Here is a 25,623-nt window from a genome sequence, read left to right as displayed (position 1 = left end):
CAACCATAGTTTAAATATTCATTATTATCAAAAAATATACACCTTCATGTACATACTGTCAAATTGTCACACAAACGGCCGTCTCCCTCACAAGAGACGACCCTCCCCCTACATCCGGTTTGGAGCAGGGAGTCCCAATACATGCAAGGCATCGTACATCGTTTCCTGAAACTTGACGGTCAGCCAAAGCCGGAACGCTTTTTTCTCTTCACTGGCTTTTAGAATCGGGCAGGATGCATAGAAGCTATTGAACGAGACAGCCAGCTCGTAAGCGTAATTGCACAGCATGTTTGGAGCCAATTCGCTGTGGGCGGCGACCAATGTATCCTGCCAGCCTGCCAAGTGCCTGAGCAGGGCATGCTCTGCTTTTTCGAGCTGCTGTCCTACGTCTGGCACCACTTGTTTGCTGCTGTACTCCTCGCCCGCTTTTCCCAAAATACTGACGGCACGTGCATGGGCATACATCAGATACACCCCGGAATTCCCGGTGGTTTCCGTCGCCTGCTGGATATCGAAAACGACCTCTGTGGCTAGACCAAAGCGCAAAAGGTAGTACCGGATCGCAGCTGCCGCTATGCTTCTGCTCGACAAGCCTTCTTTATCTGAACGCTTGCTTTCAATGACTCCTTCCATCAAGTCGAGTAATTCGGATATTTTGATCCCGATGCCTTGTCTCCCAGACATCGCATAGGAAGCTTTGCCAGATGACGTGTCGATACCCAATTCCTTTGCTGCCGCGGGACTGAGGGAGACCACGCCATAGCTGACGTGACGGAGCTTTTCCGCTTGGGGCGTAAAGCCCAGAATATCCAGCGCTTGCTTCACCATCGCTTGCGGGTATTGCTGCCGATAATCGATGACGTTGATGACCGTATCCGCTTTTCCGAAGCAGGCATCTGCTCCCGTGCTGTGTGTCGTCCACAGATCGTCCGAGAAGCGCTTATACCGGAAGTCTTTCTCCAGCAATCCAAATTTCCATAGATGGTAGGCAATATCTTTTGCGGTATAGGTCAATATCCCGTTTGAACGGACGAGAACCTTATCGCTGCTATGCTCTGATTCGCCTTCCTCAAGCTTGGAGACGCCTTGCCCCAGCACCCAGCACCCCGCCAGCTTTCCTGTAGTCTCTTGGTAAAAATGGGGGGTTTGCTTCAGCAGGTGGAAGGCCGAATGCCAAAAGCCTTCCCGGACAATATTGCTTTCCCAGACTAACAGATCATAGTCGATCCCGAACGCCTGCATTTCCTCCAGATGCTCACGTACGATTCTCTCCGCTACAAGCAGTCCAACCCAGGAAAGGTTCCCCTCCCCCTCCTCCAGTGAATGCAGCACGCGGATTCTCTCGTCCTTGAGCGGAGGATTCTGTTCGTATTCCTTGTTCACCTGTGAATAGATATCCCAGCAAAAATCGCCAAAACGTGCGTGCTGTTTCTTCTCGGGGACATTCAAGATCCCGACTACGGTATCCGCCAGCTGGTTGCCCAGATCGTCGATGTAGTTATGCACTTCTACCTGATAGCCGAGTCGTTTGGCGAGCCTTGAAAAACAATCGCCAATACACGAATTCCGTAAATGTCCGATATGCGCTGACTTGTTTGGATTGATGGAAGTATGCTCGATGACGACCTTTTCCCCGTTGTTTGTCGGCAGTGCGAATTGCTGCTGAGCCCAAAGCGCCCAGTTTATGTGCATATTGATAAAGCCTGGCGGAGCTACTTCGATTTTCTTGACCAGCTGATCGACGCTTCCGGCTTCCTCCAGCCTGCTTTTCAGCATCTCTGCGATCTGAATCGGGGGCTTGCGCAGTACTTTCGCTACTTGCATGGCAATATTCGTAGAGTAGTCGCCATGCTCCAAATGAGCGGGCTGCTCGACGTAGATGTTCGCGGCGCTTGTATACGCATGACCTGCGTCTTCAAACAAGCGCTTCACAGCTTCCTCAATCTTTCTGACAATCGTTTGGCTAATCATGACAGCTCCTCCTTTTCAAAAATAGAAAAGCCCTCGTCTCATCAAAGAGACGAAGGCTCATGCTTTCGCGGTACCACTCTTGTTGTCAAACTGACGTTCAACCACTCGATCAGATAACGGTCTTGGGCCGTGACTTCCTACAGGATCCTTTCAGAAGCCATTCTCGTGGGGGCGCTTCACGCATTGACTCCGTACCGGCTCCCACCCTCCCGGCTCGCTTGAACTTCTGTCAACGGTTACTATCCCAGTCATGGAATTTCTTGTATTTCTAAGATAGTATATCCATTTGGCTGAAAAATCAACTACCTCTCGAAAAAACGGTCCGCTCATCGTAACGGCGGAAGTCATGGGAGGAGGGGATTAGTCGACTTGTTTGGAGATACCAGCAATAACGACATCTATCACAGCTGATCGCCCCGCGGAGACTGCCTCCATCCCCCGTCGCAGGGCAGCCTTTACTTCCTCTGCCGCGGTCACCCGCTCTGCATATGCTCCACCTGCAGCCTCGGCAATTTTAGAGAAGTCCGCAGGCTGATCAAAATTTACCCAGTAGCTGTCCAGCTCCTGGGCACGGCCATTGGGGTACAGCCGATCTACGTTGTGCTTGGTCGCCTTCCATCCCTGATTGTTGTAAATAACCGTGAGAAAAGGAGCCTTGTATTTTCGAGACACCCAATGGACGGAAGAAGGAATGCTGAAGAAATAGCTGCCGTCTCCTGTCAGATTAACCACTGTTTTATCCGGTGACGCCAGCTTTGCCCCGATCGCTGCCCCTCCGTTCCAGCCTAAAGAAGTCCCTCCGCTGCCAAAAAAAGTCCCTGGCTTTCGACGGGGGAGATGCTGGTTAACCACCTTTGCATTGGTGATCGTTTCATTGAAAATGAGGGTATCCTCATCGACGACTTCACGCAGGCATGCTGTCAGCCATTCTGGGGTGATCGGCTGATCAGGCAGCTGCTGCTCTTTTTGCTGCCAAGCCTCTCGCTGGCGCTGATGCAGCGCGGTAATTCTTTGCTTCCGCTCTTCTATTTTGCCTATCGAAAGCGCAGCGCTCTCTATGCAACGATTTAGTTGCAGCAATGCCTCATACACGTCTGCCTTGAAATAGCGCTCGGAGGGCATCGACCAGAGGGGAAGCTGCTCCTTCAAAGGGTCGACGTCGATGTAATACGCTTTTGCGCTCTCCTGCGGCTTCTTAATAGACGGAATCCACGGTACATCCGCGTCCAGAATCAAAATCACATCAGCATCGGAAATGCACTCCTCAATCGAATAGCCGAGATGCAAGGGATGGTCCGCGGGAAAATTCACGTACGAGCTATAGTGCTCGACAACAGGGATGGAGAGCTTCTCGCACAGCCGGACAAGCTCTGGGACCACGGCAGGATTGCGACCTGCATAGGAAGTGATCACGAGAGGATTTTCCGCCTCCACAAGTGATTTCGTCAGTTCCTCGATCCCTGACTCGGGCAGTGCTGCACTCTCGAGGGGCGACCAGCCTTTTTTCGGCGAAGCTTCACGCTGCACATCCTCCTCCAGCACTTCTCTGGCTCCCGTGAGATAGACGGGGCCTTTCGGTTCGCTGTGTGCCAGCTGCAACGCTCGGTTTACAACCTGCTGAATATTGGTTCCGGTACGAATACTGTAATTCCATTTTACATAGGGCCGCAGTACCCCATGCTGGTCGTACGTATCCTGCAAAAAGTTGGCGGGAGATTTTCGTGCTCCACGCATTTCTTCTATAGTATAAGGAGTTTCGCCTGCGAAGATAAACACCGGGACGCGCGCTCGGGACGCGTTGTGAACAGCTCCCCCCAGGTTCTGCGTTCCTACATCACAATGGACAAAGACCCCCTGTGCTCTTCCCGATACTTGTGCGTAGCCATGAGCCGCACTCATCGCCACATGCTCATGGGGACAGATGATCACTTTCGGGAGGTCCCGCTTTTCTGCTTTTGCCTTCGCCAGTCCCTCGATGATCGTCGGATGGTCACTGCCGAAGTTCGAAAAGAGATACTCAACTCCTCCGTCTTGCAAAGCCTGCAAGAAAGCGTCTGCCGTTGTGTGTCTGCTATTTTGCCGTTCCATCTGCCTCACCCTCTTCTCCAATGGAATGTCAAAGCTTTCCAAGAATGCCCGCTACTTTTGATACAAGAATGGCTTCGGCCTGCATTCCGTTTTGGAACCAGGCCGCTTTTCTTCATGCTGGGCATTGCGCCATTTCTTATTTTTTCGGAGCTGTGTACACCTTTTTGCCAAGCTCTGTGACGTATTTCATCGCCTCGTCTGCCTCTTTGCTCTGCAGCGATTTTTTGTAGTCGATTGTCGCCCATCTGCGGATTAATGGATCGGGACTTTCCTCCACATCTTTGCGTCGGCTTTGATATTGCGTCGTAATCTGTACAAAGGCACTCTGGCCTTCTTTGCTCAAGAACCAGTTGACGAACAGCTTAGCCGCATTCGGGTGAGGGGGATTTTTCAAGACGCCGATTGCCAGTGGATGCAATACCGTACTGACTTCTGGTTGTACTTTCCCTACCTTTTGGATAACGCCTTGCTGGACAAATGTGTTGAGTGTAGTTGTATCCAACCCAACTCCAATCGGATATTTCCCGGTGGCGAACCATTCCACCATTTGCCTCACATCGTCGACAATGACGGGCTCTTGCTGGATGAGCTTATCAATGAAGTCTTTTCCTTCTGACAGATAGAGGGCAGTCATCGCAGTATTCCCTTGAGCCAGCCTGCCAAAGTTATGGATGATGATCTTCCCTTTCCATTTCGGATCCAGCAAATCTTGCGGTGTCTTCAAAGCTCCCGGCTCCAGCACATCGTTATTGACGTAGACCCTTGGATAATCCATGACGCCGAATACGTACTGACCCGTATTTTCTGCCATCTGGTATCCGGTTTCGTAGCCGTTGTACCAGGTGTCATCTTTCGTCACACCCGTCGATGCTAGCAAGTAATTGCGTATATCCTCAGTCGCCCCATTCGGATAAAGCTGAATAGCCAGCTGTTGAGTAGCCTCCATCATCACATCAGTCAGGTACTTCCCTTGCTGCTGCTCCGCCAATATTTTGGGAGTAGCCTCACTCGGTCTCATTCCCGTATATTTCACTTTGATTCCGTACGTTTTTTCAAACTCCTTGGCGACCTCCTCACGATTGCTCTGGGCTTGACCGATAATGGTTACTTCCCCTTCTTTTTTTGCAAGCTCGATGAGTTCATCCATTTCTTTGTTGCCTGTCGATGCTACCTGTTGTTGCGCTGGAGCGGATCCAGTGGATGCAGGAGTGGAAGTGGAAGCGGATCCACAAGCCGTAAGCGTGGCCATGACTGCACAGCACAATACGATGAAAGAACGTTTTGCAAGCATCTTTCGTCTCCCCTTTGGTTGTAAGGTCTCTTTTTTCAGGAAAACTGGACTACGCGAAAATTCATCAACACATTTATTGTTAATAGGTTTACTACTTTTCTCCATGATACAAACCATTTCGAAGTATGTCAATATTCAGATAAATAGATTTTGTATGATCTTTTGTCCATTCTCTCTGGGAGCTTTCGGATGGAAAAAGGCCGTCGATTCTACCGACGGCTGCTAGCTTATTTCGTAAAATACGTCTTGCTGAGCTCTGTCACCCATTTCGCCGCTTCCAAGCCACCCTTTTCCAGATTGGAGGTCTTGTAATCGATTTTGTCCCAGCCTCTCACATCAGGAGAAGGACTCGGTGGCACATCATTGCGACGGCTCTGTGTCTCTCGCGTAAGCTCGACGAATTTACTCTGGCCTTCCTTGCTCAAAAACCAGTTAATGAAAACCTTGGTTGCATTGGGATGGGGTTGATTCTTGAATACGCCGATCGGGAAGGTCGACAGCATCTCGCTTTTCGGTGGCTGAAGCTTGCCTGATTTCTTGATCACACCCTGATCTTTGAATTGGCGAAGCTTGGCATTATCGAGCCCCAGGCCAATTGGATATTTCCCTGTCGCATAGGCTTCTACGATCTGCCTTGGATCATCGAGAATTAGCGGCTTTTGCTCTAACAGCTTGAGCACGAAGTCCTTTCCCTCTGTTGCAGCGAGTGCGCTTAGCAGGCCATGTCCCTGCGCTTGCTTGCTGAAATCCTGCAGGACCATCTTTCCCTTCCATTTCGGATCCAGCAAGTCTTGAAAGCTAGTGATCTCGCCTTCTGGAATCACGTCATTGTTAATATGCACATTCGGTAGAGCCAGGACAGCAAAGACGAATTGCCCGGTATTGTTTGCCATCGAGTACCCCGCTTCATAACCGAGATGCCAGTGGCTGTCGTCCTTTATGTCCGGAAAGACGATAAACTTGCGCACGTCGTCTGTCGCGCCAGCAGGGTATAAATCAAAGGCAATCTGCTGCCCGCCTTCGATTAAAATATCTGTCAGGTACTTTCCTTGCTGCTGCTCCGCCAATATTTTCGGAACAGCCATACTCGGCCGCATCCCTACATACTTCACCTTGATTCCTGGGTACGCCTTCTCAAATTCGGCCATGAGCTGCTCGCGGCTCGTCGCTGCCGGTCCGATGATGGCTACTTCGCCTTCCTGTTTTGCTGCTTCGACTGTTTTTTCGAAGTCCACTTCCCAGGCTTCTTTCGCTGCTTGCCCAGTCTGTGGAGCTGGCTCTGTCTTCGCTGCTGGCGGCGGAACGTTTTGTCCACCACATGCCGCCAGTCCGGTCACGAGAAAGATGCTGAGTGCAAAAGCGGCGAACTTCTGTGCACCGATCGCTTTCATTCGATCTCCTCCATCCCTTCGACTTCACGATACAGATAAGCTCCTCGCCACCCTATCTTCAAGCTATCCACTGACTTATCGGCGGTTGCTTGCCATCTCTCTTAGCTCCTGCTCACGACGATTCTTGGCGTGCAGAACGGGCTCTTTGATATTGAACAGCTTCAGGGCGTTTTCTCCGAGAATTTTTCTTTTCGCCTTCTCATTTAAAAAGGGCAAGTCGTAGATGGAAGCAGGCGCGTCAAAATCCTGATGTGGATAGTCCGAAGCGTAAAGAAGTTGATTTTCGGCGTCGAACATTTCAAAGATCGACTCGAGATGCTTCATGTTGTCGGTGTACTCAAGCGGCTGTGAGGTAAAGTAGAAGTTTTTCATATATTCGCTAGGGCGCTTGCTCAGCAGCGGCGCATCCGAATGTCGATAAATGAAATCGCTGTCAAGTCGCATCATCAAAAAAGGAATCCAAGAAACGCCCGCTTCAATGAACAGGAATTTCAAGTCTGGAAAACGCTCCGGAATCCCGTTGATCACCAGATTGGTCAGTTGGATCATATTGTACAGAGGAAAACCGAGTGCGTGCGCTGACAAAAAGCGGTTCAGCTGATGCAGCGGTTTTTCCATCCAATAGGAAGCCGTGTGAAATCCGAGCGGCAAGCCTTTTTCTTCTAGCAATTTGTAGAGCGGCATGTAGGAGTTGTGGTAGATTGGCTGGTAACGCACACAGGTCACCATGAAGCCGACCACTCCCTTTTTGTCGCCAAACTCTTCAACCATGCGCACACAGGCTTCCGGATCCGAGAATGGCAGGTACAGCATCGTTTTTAACGAATCATCGCTGGGCAGTACCTTTTCCGTCATCCACCGAGCAGCTCCGTAGGCGATCGCCACTTCAATATCCGATTGCGGGTTCAGCCCCAGCTGCAGCATATCAGTCGGAAAGACAATGCTGTAGTCGATCGCCAGCTTCTGGTTCGCCCGCATCAGCGGATGGATTTCTTTCGGTACAGCCGAATTCTCCGGCGCTTTGCTTTGGAAGTAAAGCGGCATGCTCTTCATGCGACCTGCTACAGTGCGGTCACCCAAATCCAGTGCGATGTGCTTGGTGCTTCCCCCGCTGTAAATGCGTAGACGGCTGCGGTATGGCTCCTCCAAATATTCCGCGATCTCGTTCATCGGCGTGGTCATGTAGTGGCAATCAGCATCCATGATCGGAATATCGTAGAGTCCGCGAGAGAGCGCCTGTTTTTCTGCGTTGTCGAGAAAATTATCTTTGAGATTCAAATCGATCATTGTATTTCCCCCTTTGCTTATAGGCTGATGTAGATCTTTCCATCGCGTTCGATCGCAGCTAGCTTGTGAAGCTTGAAACGGCTATCTGCTGTGCAAACCCCAGAAGCGATATCAAACTCGAGACCATGCCACGGACAGACGATATTGACCTCATCCGGCGAGGCGTACTCCCCGCGGTTAAGCTTGTTTTCATCCAGCTTCATACGCACGCGATTGGAGACATCCCCCAGACAAACGGGACCTTCCGCATGCGGACAACTGTTTTCAACGGCATGCACTTGATCCTTGATCAGCACAACGCCAACATCCATTCCTTCCACATTCACAAAAACAGGCTTTCTTTCTACCAATCTGGATCGCTCACATACCAAATGCTCCATACGAAATTGTCCCTCCATTCGGATATATCTCAACAAAAGTTCCGAAACATCTGGACTTCAAAAAGCTCCAGGTTTTTTCCTAGCAAAAGCTTGTGGACGAACAGCAAAGCGTCTGTGTCTGTTATCCTGCTTTTTCCCGGAATCGGAAACCATTCGTCGACTGGCGCCAGCGCCTCTTCCATGTCCCGCGTCCTCGCGGCAAAGATCTGGATGACACACTCGGTCAGCTCCTGCAAATCCTGGGCAGAGATCTCCCGCCCCCAATCGCTTTTTGCCCCCTCCTTCAACAGCTTGACCAGCTCGGCTACCTGCTGTGCTTGTTGCACCACGATCCCTCCCCTTTAGCTGGAATACACAAAATCACTTTCACGCAGCTTCATCAATTCGGCTGCGCCCTCCTGAAATGGCACATCCTTGGAAAGCATGATCGACGCCGCACGGACCTTTATTTTTTCAACGTCTAGTCCAGGAGGCGCCTCTCCTTTTTCCAGCCCCTTTGCCGCATTGATCATGACGCGCCTTGCCACAATGATCGCTGCGTCGCTCGTCCCCAGCTTTTCCGTAGAGCGATCTACAATCACACCTGCGCTCTCCTGGACGGCAGCATCCTGCATCCCGATTCCGCGAATGCCACTGTAGTTTTTCTTGCTGCGCTGAAGCTCGCGGTCAATCAGGTAGTCATTGTCCTTGTTCTGGACAGGCCGCAGTGTGCCTGGAATAAGCTCGGTATGCAGCTCGTGACGTCCTGCGCGCATGTTTTCCCGCATCGGCTCTGAAATCGGAGCTTCTGGAATCCAGCTGAAGGACCAGTGCCAGCAATTTTCGTTATCCATCGGGACCCATGCATGACCGGTGCGCAGCTGGGACTGATTCGTCGTGGGGGGAATCAGGGCGTACCAGGGCATGACATACTGCGTAATTCTCCAGTAGAAGTTCTCGTCTTTCGTCTCTCTCCTGGCTCCGATCAACAGCCCATAGTCCGTTTTGCCCACCTCAAACTTGGGTGCGCCATTTTCCACTGCTTTCTGTGTCGGAGTCGGATTGTCATGAACGCGCCGATGCAAAAAGGAGATGTGGCTCGAGTCGATTCCTCCCTCGATTCCCTGGAAGTAATTGCTCTCCTGAATCCGTCTGCTGAAAAAGCGATGGCTTTCGGGAACCAGCGTGAATTCAAATACAGGCAGCTCAGGCATTTCATTCTCAGGTCCCATGTACGTCCAAACGATCCCGCCGAATTCACGGCAGGGGTACGATTTGATGGACACCTTGCTTTTAAAATTGCTTTCCGGCGGTTCCGATGGCATATCCACACATTTGCCGCACGCATCGAATTTCCAGCCGTGGTAGACGCAGCGCAGCCCGCCTTCTTCATTTCTCCCAAAAAACAGGGAGGCACGGCGGTGGGGACAAAACTCATCCAGCAGGCCCACTTGGTTGTTGGTGTCTCGAAACGCAATGAGTTTCTCTCCCAGCAGAGTGACTCTCACAGGCTGACAGTCAGGTGCGGGAAGCTCCTCCGACAGCAAAGCAGGAACCCAATACCTCCGAAACAGCTCCCCCATGGGGGTTCCTTTGTCCGTTTCCGTTAACAGCTTGTTATCTTCCTTGGATAACATCGCAAGCGCTCCTCTCATAAAAGGATAATTCGCAGTATTTTCTGAACTTATGAGTTTACAGTACGCGATTCGAAACTCTGCCGTCCAATCAGTAGTTTGTATGCAGGTATCGACACTTTCTATAGGTTGAGCTTTTCTCTCACTGGTTCTCGCAGCCAGGAAAGCCCCATCGCTATCAGACTAATCAACGCACCCCCGACGAAAACCAGATGAATCGCCGAAAGAAACGGAAGCATCTGATCGTGGGGAATCAGATGCTCCTTCGTTTGCCCCTGTGGGATTACACGGCTTAATAGGCCCGCCGCGATCGACATCGACAAGAGGGTCCCGAGATTGTTCAGCATCATCCGGGTCCCCCCCGCAACACCTCGCTGCTCAAACGGCACTGCACTCATAATGGACAGGGCGTTGGGCGACTGGAACAAGGCTGAACCCGCTCCAATCACAACGAGGCAAGACGTCATGTACCAGATGCTCGTATCTGCTGAGAGACCTCCCAGTGCCAATAACCCGAGAGTGCTCAACAGCAAGCCCACAGTGGTAGGCATACGCGATCCAACGCGATCCGACAGACGTCCGCTCAACGGCCCGACCAATGTCATCGTCGCAGCCATCGGAATCACCATGAGCCCAGCATCGAAGGCAGAAAAACCGCGTGCGCCTTGCAAATAAAATATCAGCACGAAGCTCACACTCATGCGGGCGAGTGCATTTAAAAACGTACTTGCATTGGCGATCGCGTAAATCCGGTTGGCAAAATTGGCTAGCTGAATGATCGGGTCATGGGCTTTCTTCTCAGCCTGGATGAACATGAATAGCCCCAGGATGGAAAAAGCCAAAAGCAGACAAATCAACTCCAAGGGCCAAGCTCCGTCCATTCCATAAGTAATCACCCCGAGCATACTCACCAAGAATACGAGCAGCCAAACGGTACCGAGAATGTCAAAGGGCAGAAGAATTTTCTTGCGCCGATCGGACGGAAGAGTTTTGCTTGCCCAAACGACCAGAAGGATTCCCACCGGCACATTAAACCAAAAGATCCACTGCCAGCCCAAGTGCAGCAGCATCCCGCCCACCATGGGTCCGAAGACAGCCCCTACCGAGTAAGACATGCTGTTGAAACCAAGACCTGTCCCCCGCCTATTCGCTGGAAAGGCATCGACCACGATCGCTGTCGTATTGGCTGCCATCGCTGAAGCACCAATGCCTTGCAGCGCTCTCAACACAATGATCCCGATGATCGATTGAACAAAGCCAGCCAATAGCGAGGCAACGACCAGTATGGCTACACCTGTCACGTACACTCTTTTTCGTCCGAACAAATCCGAGAGCTTTCCCGCGTGAATGACACAGAGGCTCATCGCAAGCATATAGCTCATGATGACCCAGCCGACATCCGTGACCGGAACGTGCAGCTCCTGCATCAGGGTTGGGAGTGCTACGTTCAGTGTGGTACTGTTCAACGTGGACAGAAAGGCACCCAGGCTGGTTACCGATGCGATCATCCATGGATTTCCCTTCTCCATGGGCATCGCCTCCTTCACTCGTTTTCAGCGGCGAGGTAATCCTGCGGTTTCAGCTCCATCAGTTCTTTTGCCCCCTCTTGAAATGGAATGCCTTCGGGCAGCATCACAGAGGCTGCCCTGACTCTCTGCTTGGATGTATCCAGACCGGGTGGTGTTTCTCCATTTTCCAGCCCCTTCGCTGCATGAATCATTACGCGACGTGCGACGATAATGGCAGCATCACTGGTACCCAGCTTCTCCAGGGAGCGGTCCGTGATCGAGCCCGCGCTCTCCTGCACGGCCGCATCCTGCATCCCGATCCCGCGAATCCCACTGAAGGCTTGCCCGCTCGCTTGCAGCTCCCAGTCGATCTGGTAGTCATTGTCCTTGTTTTGCACCGTGCGAAACGTTCCCGGAATGAGAGAAGCATGCAGATCGTTGCCGGAGCGCATCTCCGCCAGCTCCTCTTCCTTCAGCGGTTCGAGCGGGTTCCAGCTAAACGACCAGTGCCAGCAATGCTCATCATCCATGGGCACCCATGCATGACCGCCGCGCGTAGGTCCAAACGGAGGGATCATCGTGTACCACGGCATGAGGAATTGCGTAATGCGCCAGTAGACCGTCTCCTCGGCTGCCTTGCGTTTCGCGCCGATCTGCAGGCCATAGTCCGTTTTTGATACCTCGAATTTCGGAGAGCGGTCGTTTGCCAATGCTTTTTGCGCATCGGTCTTGCTGCGCTGGATGTTGCGGTGAAGGAAGGAGATATGACTCGAATCAATCCCCCCCTCAATGGCTTGAAAGTAATTGTTCTCCTGTATTCTGCGGCTGAAATAGCGATGACTTTTCGGTACCAGCGTCCATTCCAGGATGGGAAGCTCAGGCATCTCATCCTCTGGGCCCATATACGTCCAGATGATCCCCCCTACATCCCGGCACGGATACGATTTGATCGTCACCTTGTTTTTAAAGCTGCTTTCTGGCGGTTCCGAAGGCATGTCGACGCATTTGCCGCACGTGTCAAATTTCCAGCCATGATAAACACAGCGCAGCCCTCCTTCTTCATTTCGCCCAAAAAACAGCGATGCTTTTCGATGTGGACAAAGCTCGTCCAAGAGTCCCACCTTGTTGTTCGAATCACGAAAGGCGATCAGTTTTTCGCCCAAAAGCTTCACACGAACAGGCGGGCAATCCGGCTCGGGCAATTCATCGGAAAGCAACGCAGGGATCCAGTACCTGCGGAGCAGCTTCCCCATTAGGGTGTTTGGGCCTGTCTCGGTTAACAGCTTGTTATCTTCCACGGACAACATGTTCGATCCCTCCATCAAATAGGTGTTGTTTAAATCTTCTGTCTTCATGCATTAAACGTACGCGATTTCATTTTCTTACGTCCAATCAGTAGTTTGGATAGAATCATCAATAACATCAATACTTACCCATTCACGCTCGGATGATTCTACAGGGCAGATCAAGCTCTGCGATCGTCGTCTCCAGTCTTTGCTTGATCATTTTGATGACCTTGGGCGCGTGGTAGTTTCGTGAGTGCGCCAAATACGTGATGAGCGGCCGAGGTGTTGGTGCGAGCGCGATTTCCACCAGTTCGCCCTTCAGAATGTCCTTTTTGGCAACCAACCGCGGCATGATCGTCAGCATGTCCGTCTTTTTCACCATCTCCTTCATGCTCACAAAGCTGTTCACTGTCATCGTCCATGACGGCTTGATCTCATGCTGCTCGAAGTAATGGTGAATGTGCCTTGAGATAGGCTCACTTTCCTCCGATAGGACAAACCAATGCTCGGATAGCTCACAGACAGACAGCTCCTTGCGTTTGCCGATCTTGTGAGACGGTCTTGCCAGCAGCACAAAGTCATTCTCATACAGCGGAACTAGCTCGACTGAATCCAGGTCCAGCGATTGATCCAGATACTCTCGCCCCTCAAAAAAGCCGATATCGATTTTTGATTCCACGACCATCCGCAAGATGTCGTCGGAGAACTCTGTATTGCGCAGCACTTGTATCTGAATATCCTGATCAAATTCGTACATGTAGGGCAACAGATGAGGAAAGATGAGCGTGCCAAAAGGAATGGCAGAGCAAACCGTCAGCTTGGACAAGGTTATCGTGCGCTCATCTGCGATCATTCTCACCCCGATGCTCATCGTCTCCAGACATTGCTGGGCGTAGGGCAGGAAAATCTCGCCGTATTTGCTCAGCCGAATCGCCTTTCCCGAACGGTGAAACAAAGGAACACCCAGCTCCCCCTCGAGCTTTTGGATGCGTGCACTCATCGTCGGCTGCGTAATGTGCAGTTTCTCTGCTGCCTTGGAAAAGTTTTGCTGCCTGGCTACTTCGACGAATGATTCAATCTGTAGAAATTCCAGAGGAGATCACCTTTTTCTCGGGAAGATGGGAAAAAGACGAGCCGCTTCCAGCCCGCCTTCCCCTCTCTTTTTCACCATACCTGAAAAACATCTGCCTGATCAGCAGCATCCCAAAGCGACACGAGGCAGAATCCTTCTTCGAGCCACCTGCCTACGGATGAACCTTGGCGCAGGGTTACAATGACTTCGATGCCTTGCCCTCTCAGCCGCTGCGCCTGCTCCAATCCAAGATTCTCATAGGCAAAAATGGCCACTACTTTTCCTCGCAAATAAGCAGGCGCTGCTTCCATAAGCTCCTTGTCCTCGCTCATGGCCATTTCCCCCCTTCGCTATTTCCAGCTGGCAAAACCCATGCCGCAGCCAGTCCCTGCCACTGTGCGATAGGCCGGGATGTAGTCGATCACTTCCATATTCAAATGCTCCAGCGCCCCTGCTGCCACAATCCAGTTGCGAACCTCCGAGGTGCCTTCATGCAAATGGTCTTCGCGAATGGCTGCCAGCAGCTGCTCATCCTTTGTCTGCAATGCCTTCAAAAGCAGTCGATCCAGCTCCTCATCCACGACGAAGTGGCTCATCCCGCCTGATGCAATAACAGCCACGCGCAGATCGCTGTCCCATGACTCGATGGCTTGTTTAAGCGCCTTCCCAAATGCGTAGCACCGGCCAACAGTCGGCTGATTCGGTGGGAAATACGTGTTGATCATGACGGGCACCATCGGAATCTGCATTTCTTCCTTCATAATGCGGCGGCGCGTAAAGATAAAGGAATGCCCAATCCCTCTTCCCTCTGCCTGTCTCGTCAGCTGGGCTACATCAAACCCTGCCGCAATGGTTTTCTCGATGATGTGCTTTCCGAGCTCAGGATGACAAGCGTACGCTTCCCGCCTCTCACCAAAGTTTGCCCAGCGAGACGGCTCCATGGAAGGCATCAGCTTTTCTTTGGGTATGACTTCGATATTCTCGCCCCAAAAAATCGAGAACGCTGGCATGCCATCATCCTGGAAAATCTCCCACTGGTCGTCGCCGATGACGATCGCGATGTCCGGTTTCGCTGCTAGCAGCTGTTCCTGGACCTCCACGATTCGCTGCTCCCACTGATTGAAATTTTCCTGCCACTTTTCTTCTGTGACCTCGGGTAAAAGGTTCCGGTGCTTGTTCATCTCCACCAGTTCGTCGTAGGAGTAGAACCCTCCCCGATAATGCGTGCGCTTTTTCCCTTTATCCCGCTCGGCATGCAAGTGCTGCTTGTCAACCGGTGTGCTCAACTGCGGACTGTGCGACGTAGCGACTCCAAAAACGATTTTTGCCATTCGATTTTGACACCTCTCATCTCAAATGTATTCGCCTCTGTTTTACTATTCAGACTTTATAAGGTAACCTTACTTGATGGAGTCGAGGGGCGTCCAATCGCTAGTTTGGATACCATCATCAAAACTTTCAATAGTGCAAGAGTATAAGAATGTCGATCTTGCCCAAAAAAGAGTAAAAACGACAGCCCCCTGACGCAGGCTGCCGTTCTTTATGTGTATTTCGTGAATGGGTGTTGGTTTTCACATATTTACTTTCAATGTTAACTTTAGATTTCCGTATAGATTTGAAAGGTCACGCCGAACTTGTCAGTTACATCTCCAAAACCTGGACTAAACGGGGTCACTTCAAACGGCATATTTACTTGACCGTCTTGTCGTAAGGCTTCAAAAAAGCGTTTGGATTGTTCCACGTTATTACTTGTAAGGCATATCGTTACTTGTTTGCCTTTAGGAATGGACGAACCGCTGGGAGCATCCGAAAACATGAGCTCCGTTTCTCCAACTTGCAGCTTAGCGTGTACGATGAGATTCTTTCCATCATCCGTGAAAGTATTCGGCATTTCCGGCATATCTCCGTATGTAATGATTGTAAGGACTTTAGCACCTATTGCTTGTTCATAAAACTGGATTGCTTCTCTGGCGTTGCCTTCCATGTTGAGATAAGGGGTAACTTTTACGGTCATCTTTGATCATCTCCTTTCTTATTTATGTTAGCCGAAAGAAGATGTTTAGATTTCTTTTCGCTTGCTCTCTTCATGTAACCGTCCACTTTGCGAACACAAGTTTAGGTGAAATTTCTGATAAAAGTTGTTATTATAGTTTCAATCTTTCTAAAAAGGATGTGATCCCATGTCACGAACCGAACTGGCACAGCAACGACTCGATAGCTACACCCATGATATGGACCAGCTCTTGCAAGAGCAGAAAAAAGACTACCCCGAAATTGTACGCAGAGCGATCCGAAATGAAATCAACCAGCTCCAGAAATCAATACGCCATTGGGACAATGTCCTTCAATCACAGACCAATGATTAATGGTCTGTTTTTTCAGTAATGACTCTTTTACTTTTGTAGGCACTGCAGCAGTTAGTCCCCCCTGAGAGTGGCCCCCCTGCCTCCGCCCCCATTTACATGCGACAAATATTCAAATGCCGTCGTTCCATACACGCTCTTAAAGTGCTTATTTAAATGGGTGAGATCGACAAAGCCACATGCAGCTACTGCTGAATATACGTCCCTGTTTTTTTCAATCAACTGTTTTGCACGTTCGATCTTGCAATTCAGGAAGTATTGGTAGGGTGAAATCCCTGTGTGAGCCTTGAAGAATCGGATAAACTGAAACTTTGATAGTTGAAGCTCCTTGCCTATTTCGTCAAGCGAAAGGACCTTTTCCAGGTTACTTTGAAGCATGTCCTTTGCTTTTCTAATCAGAGGGAGATCTTTCTTAGGCTCTGGAGAAAGATTCGCTTGAACCAGACCATCTGCGAGCGATAGAAGTAATTCATTGCACAGCGCCTCGTCTTTTCCGCTAAAAATGCCATGAGAAAGATTGAGGATTTTTTGTCTCAGTCTGGAATCATACACAATCGGTCTTGAAAAACGCACGATATCTTTTCTGCCAATCATCTCTAACAGCAATTTGGGATCAATATACAGCATGACATAATCAAGCCCTGTTTCATCATGGGCCATGCCGTCATGCGCCTGCTCTGGATTAAAAAGCATGACACCATTTTGATAGGATAACTGCAAGCTGCCATCCATGTTAAAATGTTGAATCCCGCGCAAGGTAACGCCGATTGCATACTCCTCGTGCGAGTGCCTTTTATACATAAAATCGGTCATACTGGCAGACAATGCCGTGATACCAGCCGACTTTTTATAGATAAATTTGTCCATCTCGTTCACCTCTTCATGAGCTTCCCTACATCCACAGCACGATTGCAGCAAAACCTAAAAACAATGCTATGATGACATTCACGCTCTTTCTATGCGCTTGTAAAAACTGCTTAAAGATCGTACCGAAGAGAACCCATGTCACAAATGCGGAAAATCCAATGAGCGTAATAGCGAAAGCACTCAACGTTACCGCAGGCATAGAGCTATCGAGGGGCAAAACATAGCTAGGAATAACCGTCATTGTAAACAGGATCACTTTCGGATTCACAAACTGCATAAGGAAGCCTGAAACAAAGGTAGCCGTTTGGTTTACAGATGCTTGTGCTGATGTATCCATTTTGTATATTTGATAGGCAAGATAGAACATGTAAATGGTGCCAATTATCTGCATGACGAGCAAGATTTTTGGCAGGAATGTCAAAAGCATCGTATTTAGCATAGCGGAAACAGCGAGCAACAGACCAAAAGCAACAGTGGCTCCATACGTGTATTCCATTGCCTTTTTCGTCCCCAAATTATTCACCGTAGATAGTATAACAATGTTCGTAGGTCCGGGTGTAAAAGTAACAATAAAACAGTATATCAGCAAAGATGTAAGATTCATGAGGAAAACTCCTTTCCCGTATTCTCATGAAATTTACATCGAAATGGAACTGACATATAGTACATTATTGCAGGGTGATCCACGTTCGCTGCTATAGTAAAGAGGCAGCCAGTCACAGGGTTGATCCCCGCTCCTGACTACCCCAGTCACATGACACCGATTAGCCCAAAAATAAATAACTTCCCAAGCAAAAGAGAAGCAGGCACAAAAAACAGAGCGCCGAAACGGTTAGATTCACTCTATCAAATCTGTAAAACAGTCCCACAACGAAACAGGAAAACCCGATAATCACGAGCAGTAGTGGAATGAGAATCCACCATGCATTGTCTATGAGAATGATGTTCTCACTAACCCGGGTCATCGACTCCTCCTCCAATAGTTACCCATAATCACCTTATATTACCATACATTCTTTCAAGACATGCTCCATGATTTATTGAGAAACAGGTCAGGAGTGCAGGGAGTGCTTCGAGCGGTAGATGGAACCAGTGGAAATAAGGATTCTTCGAGCTCATTTGTACAATCGCCATCCGATACCGCTCCCTTCTATTTGTTCCATCGTATTGGCGTGCTCCACACTTCATGCAAAGCGGAGCGAAACAGTGTATTCAGTTCCTCGGTAGCATCACGTCCGTGCGTTAGCGACGCAGCCAGGCTCTCCAGGTGCGAAAGCTTCTCTTGCACGTAAGTATGGATGACCGGGATTCTCGGCTCCACATCCAGCTCTTCTCCCTCCCGCTTGCGAGCCAGCAGCTCCAAAATGACCTGGTACAGCTCGCTATCCTGCGGGATCAAAGTCTCCACGAGCTTTGCAAACTCCATGGGCGGGGTACTGTCATACTTCCGCAACCATTCGCAAGCGAGAATGGGCCGCAAAACGTAGAAGTACTTTTTGACCCGAACCTGCTCTTCCCTGAGATAGTCACGCTCGTTGCCCTTTGCCATATTGAGATAATGGTACATACAGGACTTTGGCGAATAGGTGAAAGAAGAAAGGCTTCGCAGCTGCTCAGCAATACTGTACGTTTCCATGTAAGAGATCGGGGATTGCAGCCATTCCAGCAGAGGTGGATTGGACTTTCGAAAGAGCTGTAAAGCTTTTCTCAGATCCCAGCCGTTGATATCCAGCATGTTATGGATAGGTCGCTCGATGACATCACGCCGATCGTCGATGGACAAGTACCATTCCACCGGTCGTACGTAGACAAAGCGAACATCATAGTCACTATCCAATGAAGGAAACCCCCACGCCCTGCTCCCCGATTCACATGCGAACAGGATCTGGACGTTCTCTTCTTGTTCGATTTTTGCAAGCTCATGCAGGATGAGCGATTTGTATGGTGACATGCGAGTTTCCCCTCTCTGTAGGTATTTACAAGCTTGGTATTGCTCGATTTGTTACATCCATCTTCGCTGAAACAGCCCTGCCGGAACATGGCAAAAGTATTACGACAAGGAAGAAATTTGCCATTCGTTCATCCAGCCCTATACAATGGGACGAGGGAATTTCATTTGAAGAAGGCGAGGAGATCAGATGGCCAGGGAGAGTTTTGATAAAGAAATTCAGTTCTCGCGCATGCTGGTCCTCACCAGTGGAGCTTACAGCAGACAGCAATTCGCCGATCGCTTGGGTATATCCGTCCACACGTTTGATAAAACAATCAAGCGGCTCAAAAATGTGATTCAGACTGTCCAAAAAGAGCCCGCTCCACGAGCTGACATCACGAATCTGCTCACATACAACTACTTCGACTCGTCTGATCCCCTTCTCTTGTTTTTGTTTCGTGCCAAATCGGTAAAGGAGACAGAGAGCTATCGGCTGACCGCCCTTTTGTCAGCCTTGCAGGAACGTTCTCTGACAGCGACAGAGCTGCTCGATTATTTGCCTGCCGAAATGCCCCTCTCCGACGAGAAAACCATTCGCTCTGACTTGAAATATTTGGAGGAAATCGGGGTCATTGGCCGAGCAGCTGGCGGGAGGCCCTACCGTTACCACCTCCGAAATGAACTGCTTACTGCCCTGACTGATGATGAGCTTGCCGACCTGTATGATTTTGTGGACGTCATGGCGAACACGCAAGTCCCATCCGTTCAAGGGTATTTGCTTCGCGATCACATCAAAAAAGCTCACATTCAGAGAAACAGCTTTACCGAGCGGTTCCTTTACAAATATCACTATCACTCACGAATTCTGGACGAAGCTCATCTCTACTCGCTCTTCCACGCGATTCGGCACCGGAAAAAGATCCGGTTTTGCTACTTTTCACCGAAGGCACGCGTCAGCTACGCTTCGAAAAATACCAATCCCCTATTCGAGAGAGAAACGGCAGGGAAAGAGGTGCTCGTCCTTCCTCTGAAAGTCATTTATGACCATCAGTACGGAAGGTGGTACTTGCTAGGGAACGCTCCACGGCTAGGAATTGTAAAGTTTCGGGTGGAAGGTCTCACCCAGCTGGAAGAGGCAGAATCCGTGTCCGAGCGGGAATTTGCCAGCAAGCTGCAGCAGCTCGAGGAAAAAATACGCAACAGCTGGCTTGTGGATACCGGCGCTCCGGTGACTGTAAAGGCTCGGTTTTACAATCCGACCGATACCAGATCCAACTTCATCAAGGAACGGGTCCTGCTGCAGGGGCAATGGGGATCGATTACAGAAGAAGACGCTGACTCGTTCCTCTATGAAATCACGGTGAATGGAACGACCGAAATGAAGCCGTGGCTGAGAAGCTTTGGTTCGAGCTGCGAGGTATTGTCGCCTGCTTACCTGCGGAGAGAGCTAATTGCGGAATGGAAGGAGATTCGATCCTACTATGAATCCTTTCGAGAAAATCTTTAACTATCAGGTCATTTCACGTCTGGAAGAATCGGGAACCATCCCCCTCACCTCCCACGAACGAGCCTGGTTGAAAAGGATGCTTGCCCATCCTGCTGCATCGGAAGCATTGACTCCGGCAACCCTGCAAAAATTAAACGATCTGCTAACGCCTGATGAAACGATGGAATTATCCGTAAGCCTCGTCGAGAAAGCAAAAAGCGTAGAGCGGCAAGTCTACCATCCCCTTTTGCGTACGCTGGGCAGGATTCTTTCTGCACAGCAAGGCATCCGTTTGACCTATACGAACAATCACAGAAGCCACCGTGCCAATCGATCCGGGATCCCTTACAAGCTGGAATACTCCATCGTGAAAAAAGAATGGTATTTGCTTTGGTATGATTTGCGGAACCGTACGTTAAAAGCAACACGACTCTCACATATCCGCTCGGTTCAAGAAGAGACGCTGATGGATCGAGAATACAAGGATGCCTCTATCACGATAGAAGCCATTCTTGAATCAAGGAAAGAGCAGGCCGTCCTGGAAGTCATCCCCCTTTACAACGGCGAGCTATCCAGGATCCTGTACGCTTTTTCCTGTTTCGATAAAGAAGTGACGTATAATGAGGAGAGAGATGCATACCGGATCACGCTAAGCTTCCTCATGGACGACCGCGAATACATCTTGTCCAAAATCCGTTTTCTCGGAAAGCGCTTGAAAGTAATAGAAGGCAAGGTACTGCAGCAGAGGATGTGGGAAACGTCTGCAAAGGCGCTTGCGAGATACGGAATTACTAGCGAAGAATAACGGAGGCAGAAATGAAATACGAAGTCATTTTGTTCGACGTAGACGACACCTTATTCGATTTTGGCATGACCGAAAGAGAAGCCCTGCAAAAGACCTTTCAAGCCTACGATCTCACTCACGGCTTGGATGAATACTTACCCGCCTACAAAGAAATCAGCAGCGTACTCTGGCGAGAGCTGGAACAAGGCCAAACGACGCTTGCCGAGCTCGGCGGCGAGAGGTTCAAGCGATTGTTTGCAGCTATCGGCCTTCCTATCGACGCTTCTGCCTTTAACCAAGACTACCTCGTACACTTAGGAAAAGAGGTTCACCTGACAAACGGCGCAATCGAGCTGTGCAGTCAGCTGTCCGATTATCGTCTGGTTATTATTACCAATGGCTTTGACGCGGTGCAAAAATCCCGGATCGGCGGCTCTCCCTTGTGCAATGCCTTTGAGTGTCTGGTCACGTCAGAAGCAGCCGGATACCAAAAGCCGGACAAGGGAATTTTTGATTATGTATTCAAGCAGCTGCAAATAACCGATAAATCCAAGGTGCTGATCGTCGGCGACTCGCTGACTTCCGATATACAAGGCGGTATCAACTATGGCATCGATACCTGCTGGTTTAATCCGCATCGAAAAGAAAACAAACTCGGTATCAAACCGACCTACGAAATTCACGAGCTGATGGACCTCCTGACCTGCCTGTAAAAAGAACCTGCCGTAAGAAAACCTCTATCGAGGCCTGTTCGAGGAGGAGCGACCGCGTTTTAGCGGAAAGTTTTACCGAAGGAATGCCAGAAGCGGACGCTGAGGCACTTCGCCATGCGCTCCGGAATTCATAAGCATTACGCTTATAAATTCCTATACGTTCAAAAAAGCCGACCTCTGCAAATCAACAGAGAATCGGCTTCTTTTTTTGCCTTAGGCGGGATAGTAAATAACCATGCTCAAGCGCGTCAAGGTCTGCCCGGAATTGTGGTAAACGTGATCCCGATCTGCTTTGAACTTAATAGACTCTCCCGACTTCAAGGTAAACTCCTCGTTGTTCACGCGGATCGTCAGCTCTCCATCAAACACGGTGATGAATTCCTCTGTCCCCTCACTGTGCGGATCCGCGCTCAAATACCCGCCCCCATCGATCTCTACCGTATAGACCTCGAATCTCCTTTTTTCTTCAAACGGGAAATAAGGATAGACTCTGTATTTGCCGTGATCCTCCTGCATGGCGGAAATGTCATTTTTGGTCACAACTACCGTGTCAGGCTGCGGCTGATAAATCAGCTCGGTAAAGGAGATTTTCAAGCCATTGGCAATTTTCCATACGGTATTGAGGGTAGGATTGGATTCTCCCCGTTCGATTTGGCCGAGCATCGTTTTGCTGACTCCGGTTAAGTCCGCTACTTTATCCAAGCTCCATTTTTTGGACGCACGCAAGTTTTTCAGGTTTTCGGCGAGCACGGAACTGATATTTTCCATAAAAGGTATAACCCCCCGTTGTGCTATATAGCGATCATATTGTATGGTTATGTTGCACAGACGTTATAACGTATACTTTAGTCATTATAACACACAAGGGGGCTGATGATACATGCAGTGGATTCCGTTTTTGCTTTATGTGGTTGTCACTTCGTTCACACCGGGACCGAACAACATCATGTCGATGGCCTTCGCCAGCAGGACCGGCTACAAAAATACGCTTCGGTTTATTCTCGGAGTGGCTGCCGGTACATTTGTCATCGCGTTGCTCGCCAGCTTTTTCAACCTTCTCCTGTACAGCTTCCTCCCTACAGTGAAGGTATGGATGGGCATACTGGGAGGCGTCTACCTTCTATACCTCGCCATGAAAATGCTGCTGCATAAGCCCGGTTCCAATCCCACGCATCCGGATAAACTGAATTCCTTTTTTTCGGGCTTCCTTTTGCAATTCATCAATCCCAAGGTCATCTTGTACGCGATAACGGCCGTGTCCACGTTTATCATTCCTTATTATCAATCCAATGGGAGCTTGTTGCTGTTTTCCTTGTTTCTCGGCTTTATCGGTTACCTCAGCACTTCCAGCTGGGCATTCTTTGGAGCGGTTTTTCAACAGTTCCTCGCCAAATACGACCGAGCCTTTTCTATCGTCATGGGGCTTTTGTTGATTTATAGCGCGATTGTTATTTTCGTGGATCTGTAAGTGCTTCCTCTACGAAAGCTAGGATCAGCTGTACAGCATGCTCCAAATCATCCATATGTACGATGCCCGTCGCCGAGTGAATGTAGCGGGAGGGTAATGAGATCCCGCCAGCCAGCGATCCTTTTCCTGCCAGGCTCATCGCCCAAGCATCCGTACCGCCATTGACTACCACTTCACGCTGATAGGGAATCCCGTTCTTTTCTGCGGCCTTAATCAATGTGCGCGTCAGCTTCTTGGGTACATTGTTACCGTGCCCGTTGCTCGGCGTCCAATCATACATCATAATGGCTGGTCCTGCTCCCAGCTCAACCGGTGAAATTCGCTCATCCATCCCAGGTGTGCCGCCAGCGAAAATGACGTCAATAGCCAGACTTATATCCGGTTGAATCGAAAAAGCAGCAGGCCCTGCTCCCCGCAGTCCGACTTCCTCCTGCACAGTGGCAACGCCGTAGACTGTGGGGGCTATTTCTTTATCCGCAAGCCTTTTCATGACTTCGATCAGGACCGCACAGCCCGAGCGATTATCGACGGATTTCCCGCTGTATACCTTCGTCCCGTTCAGCAGCCGCCCTTCACGGTCAAACGTGATGTAATCCCCCACCTGCACCCCCAGAGCCAGCGTTTCTGCCCGGCTGGTCGTTCCCAGGTCGAGATGCAATCGGTCCATAGGAATGGCCCTTTGTGCTTCCTCTTCTGTCACGACATGTGCGGGCTTGCCTCCTGTAATTCCGTGCACAGGGCCTGTTTCCGTCTGAATCGTCAGTATCTGGTTGATGACCATCCGACTGTCGTGATAGCCGACTGGAAGGAAATAGACAAATCCCTTCTCATCGATATGACTTACGACAAAACCGATTTCATCCATATGTGCTGCAAGCATGATGCGAAACGTCGGGTGTGTCCCTTTCTTTACAAAGAATTGGTTGCCCAGTGCATCTTCGAAGGACTCGTCTACGAAAGGCTGGATCTGCTCCTTCATGTAATTGGCCACGCGCTCTTCATCTCCGGACACCCCATGAATGGCGTCCAGCTCAGACAAATATTGGGTCAAAGCGTTCATGTCAAACCTCCCAAAGATATGGCCTTACACTATCTAACGTCCATCTTATAAAACATGAAATTATCTGTAAATATTGCATAGAAAACGAATGCGTTCATGTGTGTAAAGCTACCAGGAGGTTTTGCCGATGATAATTGATAAGAAAACTAAAAAATAGTTAATTTTACCTACCAAAACTTGACATGTAAAATGATTTGATATAAAATTTTGCAGAATCCGACATATATTTACATTTTTCTAAGTGTGATGACAAAAGGCAAAACCATCTAAAGGTGGTGACGCAAAGCCACGGGTCTAAAGTCGCTGACTACGATAGCCGGGTTGCCAAACATCCGTAACAAAATGTCTTGATGTTGGTGACTTGGGTTGTTCCAGTACTTGGGATAACTCTTTTTTTCATTCATCTGATAGGAGGACGTCATGTAAGGGAGAGAGAGCAAAGAGAGCAACAAAATGAACGGGAGAAACCGTTACAGACAAAAAAATAGAGAGAAAAAATGGTGGAGTGGGAAATGTACAAACATGTTGATTCTACGGAGACCTTGGCATTGTTCCATCAAATCAAAGAGACCGTCTGGAGTTCCATGGGTTTCGAAATGGAGTACGCCAAACAAGGCTCTGATCTTTACCTGCTGCTGGCAGAAGATGGAGAAGCTGGAGGAACTTTTGAATTTACCCCCTATTCGAAATCAAATTCGTTCATCCATTCGTTGTTTGACGAGATCCTGACGAACGATATGAGAGCGATGGAGGTCGACAGTCTGGCTGTTCTCCCCCGTTATCGCGGGCAGCTCGGCCGAAAAGGAATCTGCCTGATGATCGACTATGCTGAAAAACACGGATATACACACGCTGTCGGCATTGCCGATCCGTCTTTTTTTCGATCCATGAACCAGAAATACAAAATCCAGGCTACACAAATCAAGGAAAACATCTTCTACAAGGGCGCCGAGGCTATTCCGACGCTGTTTCACCTGAAAGAAGTCTATACAGATAAAGAAAATCCACACTACTCGTGGTACACACCGGTTTTCACACAAAGAAAAGTCGAGGTCATGCGCTGAT

Annotated in this window: 25 protein-coding genes, 1 riboswitch and 1 other annotated feature; of the genes, 6 read left to right on the top strand and 19 right to left on the bottom strand. The window is 49.7% G+C overall.

Annotation, left to right across the window (positions count from 1 at the left end):
• Positions 1 to 108 precede the first annotated feature (108 nt).
• The 14 genes from EDM59_RS24685 to EDM59_RS24620 form a co-directional block, all read right to left on the bottom strand.
• A complete protein-coding gene (locus EDM59_RS24685; protein WP_122926038.1) occupies positions 109 to 1,971 on the bottom strand; it encodes an arginine--tRNA ligase in 1,863 nt (620 codons plus the stop codon).
• 42 nt (positions 1,972 to 2,013) lie between these two features.
• Positions 2,014 to 2,232: a binding site (T-box leader), on the bottom strand.
• A 99-nt stretch (positions 2,233 to 2,331) separates the two neighbouring features.
• Complete coding sequence (locus EDM59_RS24680) at positions 2,332 to 4,059, bottom strand: thiamine pyrophosphate-requiring protein (protein WP_122926037.1); 1,728 nt, start codon at positions 4,057 to 4,059, stop codon at positions 2,332 to 2,334.
• Positions 4,060 to 4,195: 136 nt separating this feature from the next.
• Entirely contained in the window at positions 4,196 to 5,350 is a 1,155-nt protein-coding gene (locus EDM59_RS24675; RefSeq protein ID WP_183193033.1) for an ABC transporter substrate-binding protein, read from the bottom strand.
• Positions 5,351 to 5,577: 227 nt separating this feature from the next.
• Positions 5,578 to 6,741: an extracellular solute-binding protein gene (locus EDM59_RS24670; RefSeq protein ID WP_122926035.1), complete on the bottom strand. Its 1,164-nt coding sequence runs from the start codon at positions 6,739 to 6,741 to the stop codon at positions 5,578 to 5,580.
• A 75-nt stretch (positions 6,742 to 6,816) separates the two neighbouring features.
• Positions 6,817 to 8,028 (bottom strand): amidohydrolase family protein, encoded by a 1,212-nt coding sequence (locus EDM59_RS24665; RefSeq protein ID WP_122926034.1) that lies wholly within the window; start codon positions 8,026 to 8,028, stop codon positions 6,817 to 6,819.
• A gap of 17 nt (positions 8,029 to 8,045) precedes the next feature.
• Positions 8,046 to 8,408 carry a Rieske (2Fe-2S) protein gene (locus tag EDM59_RS24660; protein ID WP_183193032.1) on the bottom strand — a complete coding sequence of 121 codons (363 nt, stop codon included), beginning with the start codon at positions 8,406 to 8,408 and terminating at the stop codon, positions 8,046 to 8,048.
• 29 nt (positions 8,409 to 8,437) lie between these two features.
• On the bottom strand, positions 8,438 to 8,734 hold the full coding sequence (locus EDM59_RS24655) for a hypothetical protein (RefSeq protein ID WP_122926032.1): 297 nt from the start codon (positions 8,732 to 8,734) through the stop codon (positions 8,438 to 8,440).
• Positions 8,735 to 8,749: 15 nt separating this feature from the next.
• Positions 8,750 to 10,024, bottom strand: a complete 1,275-nt coding sequence (locus tag EDM59_RS24650) for a Rieske 2Fe-2S domain-containing protein (RefSeq protein ID WP_122926031.1) — start codon at positions 10,022 to 10,024, stop codon at positions 8,750 to 8,752.
• Between the two features lie 119 nt (positions 10,025 to 10,143).
• Positions 10,144 to 11,550 (bottom strand): MFS transporter, encoded by a 1,407-nt coding sequence (locus tag EDM59_RS24645; RefSeq protein WP_183193031.1) that lies wholly within the window; start codon positions 11,548 to 11,550, stop codon positions 10,144 to 10,146.
• Positions 11,551 to 11,564: 14 nt separating this feature from the next.
• Positions 11,565 to 12,836 (bottom strand): Rieske 2Fe-2S domain-containing protein, encoded by a 1,272-nt coding sequence (locus tag EDM59_RS24640; RefSeq protein ID WP_122926029.1) that lies wholly within the window; start codon positions 12,834 to 12,836, stop codon positions 11,565 to 11,567.
• 130 nt (positions 12,837 to 12,966) lie between these two features.
• Positions 12,967 to 13,893 (bottom strand): LysR family transcriptional regulator, encoded by a 927-nt coding sequence (locus EDM59_RS24635; RefSeq protein ID WP_281274594.1) that lies wholly within the window; start codon positions 13,891 to 13,893, stop codon positions 12,967 to 12,969.
• An 86-nt stretch (positions 13,894 to 13,979) separates the two neighbouring features.
• Positions 13,980 to 14,219 (bottom strand): Rossmann-fold NAD(P)-binding domain-containing protein, encoded by a 240-nt coding sequence (locus tag EDM59_RS24630; protein WP_183193030.1) that lies wholly within the window; start codon positions 14,217 to 14,219, stop codon positions 13,980 to 13,982.
• A gap of 18 nt (positions 14,220 to 14,237) precedes the next feature.
• Positions 14,238 to 15,218 (bottom strand): DODA-type extradiol aromatic ring-opening family dioxygenase, encoded by a 981-nt coding sequence (locus tag EDM59_RS24625; protein WP_122926027.1) that lies wholly within the window; start codon positions 15,216 to 15,218, stop codon positions 14,238 to 14,240.
• A 266-nt stretch (positions 15,219 to 15,484) separates the two neighbouring features.
• Positions 15,485 to 15,901: a VOC family protein gene (locus EDM59_RS24620; protein WP_122926026.1), complete on the bottom strand. Its 417-nt coding sequence runs from the start codon at positions 15,899 to 15,901 to the stop codon at positions 15,485 to 15,487.
• Between the two features lie 166 nt (positions 15,902 to 16,067).
• Here EDM59_RS24620 and EDM59_RS24615 point away from each other — a divergent pair, with 166 nt between their 5' ends.
• Positions 16,068 to 16,253, top strand: coding sequence for a hypothetical protein (locus EDM59_RS24615; RefSeq protein WP_122926025.1), 186 nt, complete (start codon positions 16,068 to 16,070; stop codon positions 16,251 to 16,253).
• 51 nt (positions 16,254 to 16,304) lie between these two features.
• Here the strand turns inward: EDM59_RS24615 and EDM59_RS24610 are convergent, their stop codons facing one another.
• From EDM59_RS24610 to EDM59_RS24595, 3 genes are all read right to left on the bottom strand, one after another.
• Positions 16,305 to 17,117 carry an AraC family transcriptional regulator gene (locus tag EDM59_RS24610; protein WP_122926024.1) on the bottom strand — a complete coding sequence of 271 codons (813 nt, stop codon included), beginning with the start codon at positions 17,115 to 17,117 and terminating at the stop codon, positions 16,305 to 16,307.
• 25 nt (positions 17,118 to 17,142) lie between these two features.
• Positions 17,143 to 17,721 carry a LysE family translocator gene (locus EDM59_RS24605; RefSeq protein ID WP_122926023.1) on the bottom strand — a complete coding sequence of 193 codons (579 nt, stop codon included), beginning with the start codon at positions 17,719 to 17,721 and terminating at the stop codon, positions 17,143 to 17,145.
• A 546-nt stretch (positions 17,722 to 18,267) separates the two neighbouring features.
• A complete protein-coding gene (locus EDM59_RS24595; RefSeq protein ID WP_122926021.1) occupies positions 18,268 to 19,068 on the bottom strand; it encodes a nucleotidyltransferase domain-containing protein in 801 nt (266 codons plus the stop codon).
• A gap of 187 nt (positions 19,069 to 19,255) precedes the next feature.
• On the opposite strand from EDM59_RS24595, the gene EDM59_RS24590 reads away from it, so the two are divergent.
• From EDM59_RS24590 to EDM59_RS24580, 3 genes are read left to right on the top strand one after another with little or no spacing between them, the layout of a single operon-like run.
• Positions 19,256 to 20,554, top strand: coding sequence for a helix-turn-helix transcriptional regulator (locus EDM59_RS24590; protein WP_122926020.1), 1,299 nt, complete (start codon positions 19,256 to 19,258; stop codon positions 20,552 to 20,554).
• The gene (locus EDM59_RS24585; RefSeq protein ID WP_122926019.1) at positions 20,529 to 21,338 is read left to right on the top strand and encodes a WYL domain-containing protein; all 810 of its coding nucleotides are present in this window, start codon (positions 20,529 to 20,531) and stop codon (positions 21,336 to 21,338) included. Before EDM59_RS24590 ends, EDM59_RS24585 begins: the two co-directional genes overlap by 26 nt.
• 11 nt (positions 21,339 to 21,349) lie before the next feature.
• Positions 21,350 to 22,030, top strand: a complete 681-nt coding sequence (locus tag EDM59_RS24580) for a YjjG family noncanonical pyrimidine nucleotidase (protein WP_122926018.1) — start codon at positions 21,350 to 21,352, stop codon at positions 22,028 to 22,030.
• 213 nt (positions 22,031 to 22,243) lie between these two features.
• Here the strand turns inward: EDM59_RS24580 and EDM59_RS24575 are convergent, their stop codons facing one another.
• Positions 22,244 to 22,798 (bottom strand): helix-turn-helix domain-containing protein, encoded by a 555-nt coding sequence (locus tag EDM59_RS24575; protein WP_122926017.1) that lies wholly within the window; start codon positions 22,796 to 22,798, stop codon positions 22,244 to 22,246.
• A gap of 112 nt (positions 22,799 to 22,910) precedes the next feature.
• Here EDM59_RS24575 and EDM59_RS24570 point away from each other — a divergent pair, with 112 nt between their 5' ends.
• On the top strand, positions 22,911 to 23,498 hold the full coding sequence (locus tag EDM59_RS24570; RefSeq protein ID WP_122926016.1) for a LysE family translocator: 588 nt from the start codon (positions 22,911 to 22,913) through the stop codon (positions 23,496 to 23,498).
• Here the strand turns inward: EDM59_RS24570 and EDM59_RS24565 are convergent.
• Complete coding sequence (locus tag EDM59_RS24565) at positions 23,479 to 24,558, bottom strand: M42 family metallopeptidase (protein ID WP_122926015.1); 1,080 nt, start codon at positions 24,556 to 24,558, stop codon at positions 23,479 to 23,481. The genes EDM59_RS24570 and EDM59_RS24565 overlap by 20 nt on opposite strands.
• Positions 24,559 to 24,803: 245 nt before the next feature.
• Positions 24,804 to 24,887, top strand: a riboswitch (cyclic di-GMP riboswitch).
• Between the two features lie 183 nt (positions 24,888 to 25,070).
• Between EDM59_RS24565 and EDM59_RS24560 the strand changes: the two genes are divergently transcribed.
• Entirely contained in the window at positions 25,071 to 25,622 is a 552-nt protein-coding gene (locus tag EDM59_RS24560; RefSeq protein WP_122926252.1) for a GNAT family N-acetyltransferase, read from the top strand.
• Position 25,623 lies beyond the last annotated feature (1 nt).

This window comes from Brevibacillus nitrificans (assembly GCF_003710965.1).
Lineage (GTDB): Bacteria > Bacillota > Bacilli > Brevibacillales > Brevibacillaceae > Brevibacillus > Brevibacillus centrosporus.
This window is presented reverse-complemented; position numbering and strand designations above follow the sequence as displayed.

Bases quoted from the DNA above. Each gene is read 5' to 3' on its own strand.
- EDM59_RS24615 (WP_122926025.1), top strand. From the start codon at position 16,068: ATGTCACGAACCGAACTGGCACAGCAACGACTCGATAGCTACACCCAT.
- EDM59_RS24640 (WP_122926029.1), bottom strand. From the start codon at position 12,836: ATGTTGTCCGTGGAAGATAACAAGCTGTTAACCGAGACAGGCCCAAAC.
- EDM59_RS24560 (WP_122926252.1), top strand. From the start codon at position 25,071: ATGTACAAACATGTTGATTCTACGGAGACCTTGGCATTGTTCCATCAA.
- EDM59_RS24610 (WP_122926024.1), bottom strand. From the start codon at position 17,117: ATGGACAAATTTATCTATAAAAAGTCGGCTGGTATCACGGCATTGTCT.
- EDM59_RS24680 (WP_122926037.1), bottom strand. From the start codon at position 4,059: ATGGAACGGCAAAATAGCAGACACACAACGGCAGACGCTTTCTTGCAG.
- EDM59_RS24660 (WP_183193032.1), bottom strand. From the start codon at position 8,408: ATGGAGCATTTGGTATGTGAGCGATCCAGATTGGTAGAAAGAAAGCCT.
- EDM59_RS24675 (WP_183193033.1), bottom strand. From the start codon at position 5,350: ATGCTTGCAAAACGTTCTTTCATCGTATTGTGCTGTGCAGTCATGGCC.
- EDM59_RS24665 (WP_122926034.1), bottom strand. From the start codon at position 8,028: ATGATCGATTTGAATCTCAAAGATAATTTTCTCGACAACGCAGAAAAA.
- EDM59_RS24590 (WP_122926020.1), top strand. From the start codon at position 19,256: ATGGCCAGGGAGAGTTTTGATAAAGAAATTCAGTTCTCGCGCATGCTG.
- EDM59_RS24670 (WP_122926035.1), bottom strand. From the start codon at position 6,741: ATGAAAGCGATCGGTGCACAGAAGTTCGCCGCTTTTGCACTCAGCATC.
- EDM59_RS24650 (WP_122926031.1), bottom strand. From the start codon at position 10,024: ATGTTATCCAAGGAAGATAACAAGCTGTTAACGGAAACGGACAAAGGA.
- EDM59_RS24605 (WP_122926023.1), bottom strand. From the start codon at position 17,721: ATGAATCTTACATCTTTGCTGATATACTGTTTTATTGTTACTTTTACA.
- EDM59_RS24585 (WP_122926019.1), top strand. From the start codon at position 20,529: ATGAATCCTTTCGAGAAAATCTTTAACTATCAGGTCATTTCACGTCTG.
- EDM59_RS24685 (WP_122926038.1), bottom strand. From the start codon at position 1,971: ATGATTAGCCAAACGATTGTCAGAAAGATTGAGGAAGCTGTGAAGCGC.
- EDM59_RS24570 (WP_122926016.1), top strand. From the start codon at position 22,911: ATGCAGTGGATTCCGTTTTTGCTTTATGTGGTTGTCACTTCGTTCACA.
- EDM59_RS24580 (WP_122926018.1), top strand. From the start codon at position 21,350: ATGAAATACGAAGTCATTTTGTTCGACGTAGACGACACCTTATTCGAT.
- EDM59_RS24620 (WP_122926026.1), bottom strand. From the start codon at position 15,901: ATGACCGTAAAAGTTACCCCTTATCTCAACATGGAAGGCAACGCCAGA.
- EDM59_RS24625 (WP_122926027.1), bottom strand. From the start codon at position 15,218: ATGGCAAAAATCGTTTTTGGAGTCGCTACGTCGCACAGTCCGCAGTTG.
- EDM59_RS24630 (WP_183193030.1), bottom strand. From the start codon at position 14,219: ATGAGCGAGGACAAGGAGCTTATGGAAGCAGCGCCTGCTTATTTGCGA.
- EDM59_RS24565 (WP_122926015.1), bottom strand. From the start codon at position 24,558: ATGAACGCTTTGACCCAATATTTGTCTGAGCTGGACGCCATTCATGGG.
- EDM59_RS24595 (WP_122926021.1), bottom strand. From the start codon at position 19,068: ATGTCACCATACAAATCGCTCATCCTGCATGAGCTTGCAAAAATCGAA.
- EDM59_RS24575 (WP_122926017.1), bottom strand. From the start codon at position 22,798: ATGGAAAATATCAGTTCCGTGCTCGCCGAAAACCTGAAAAACTTGCGT.
- EDM59_RS24645 (WP_183193031.1), bottom strand. From the start codon at position 11,550: ATGGAGAAGGGAAATCCATGGATGATCGCATCGGTAACCAGCCTGGGT.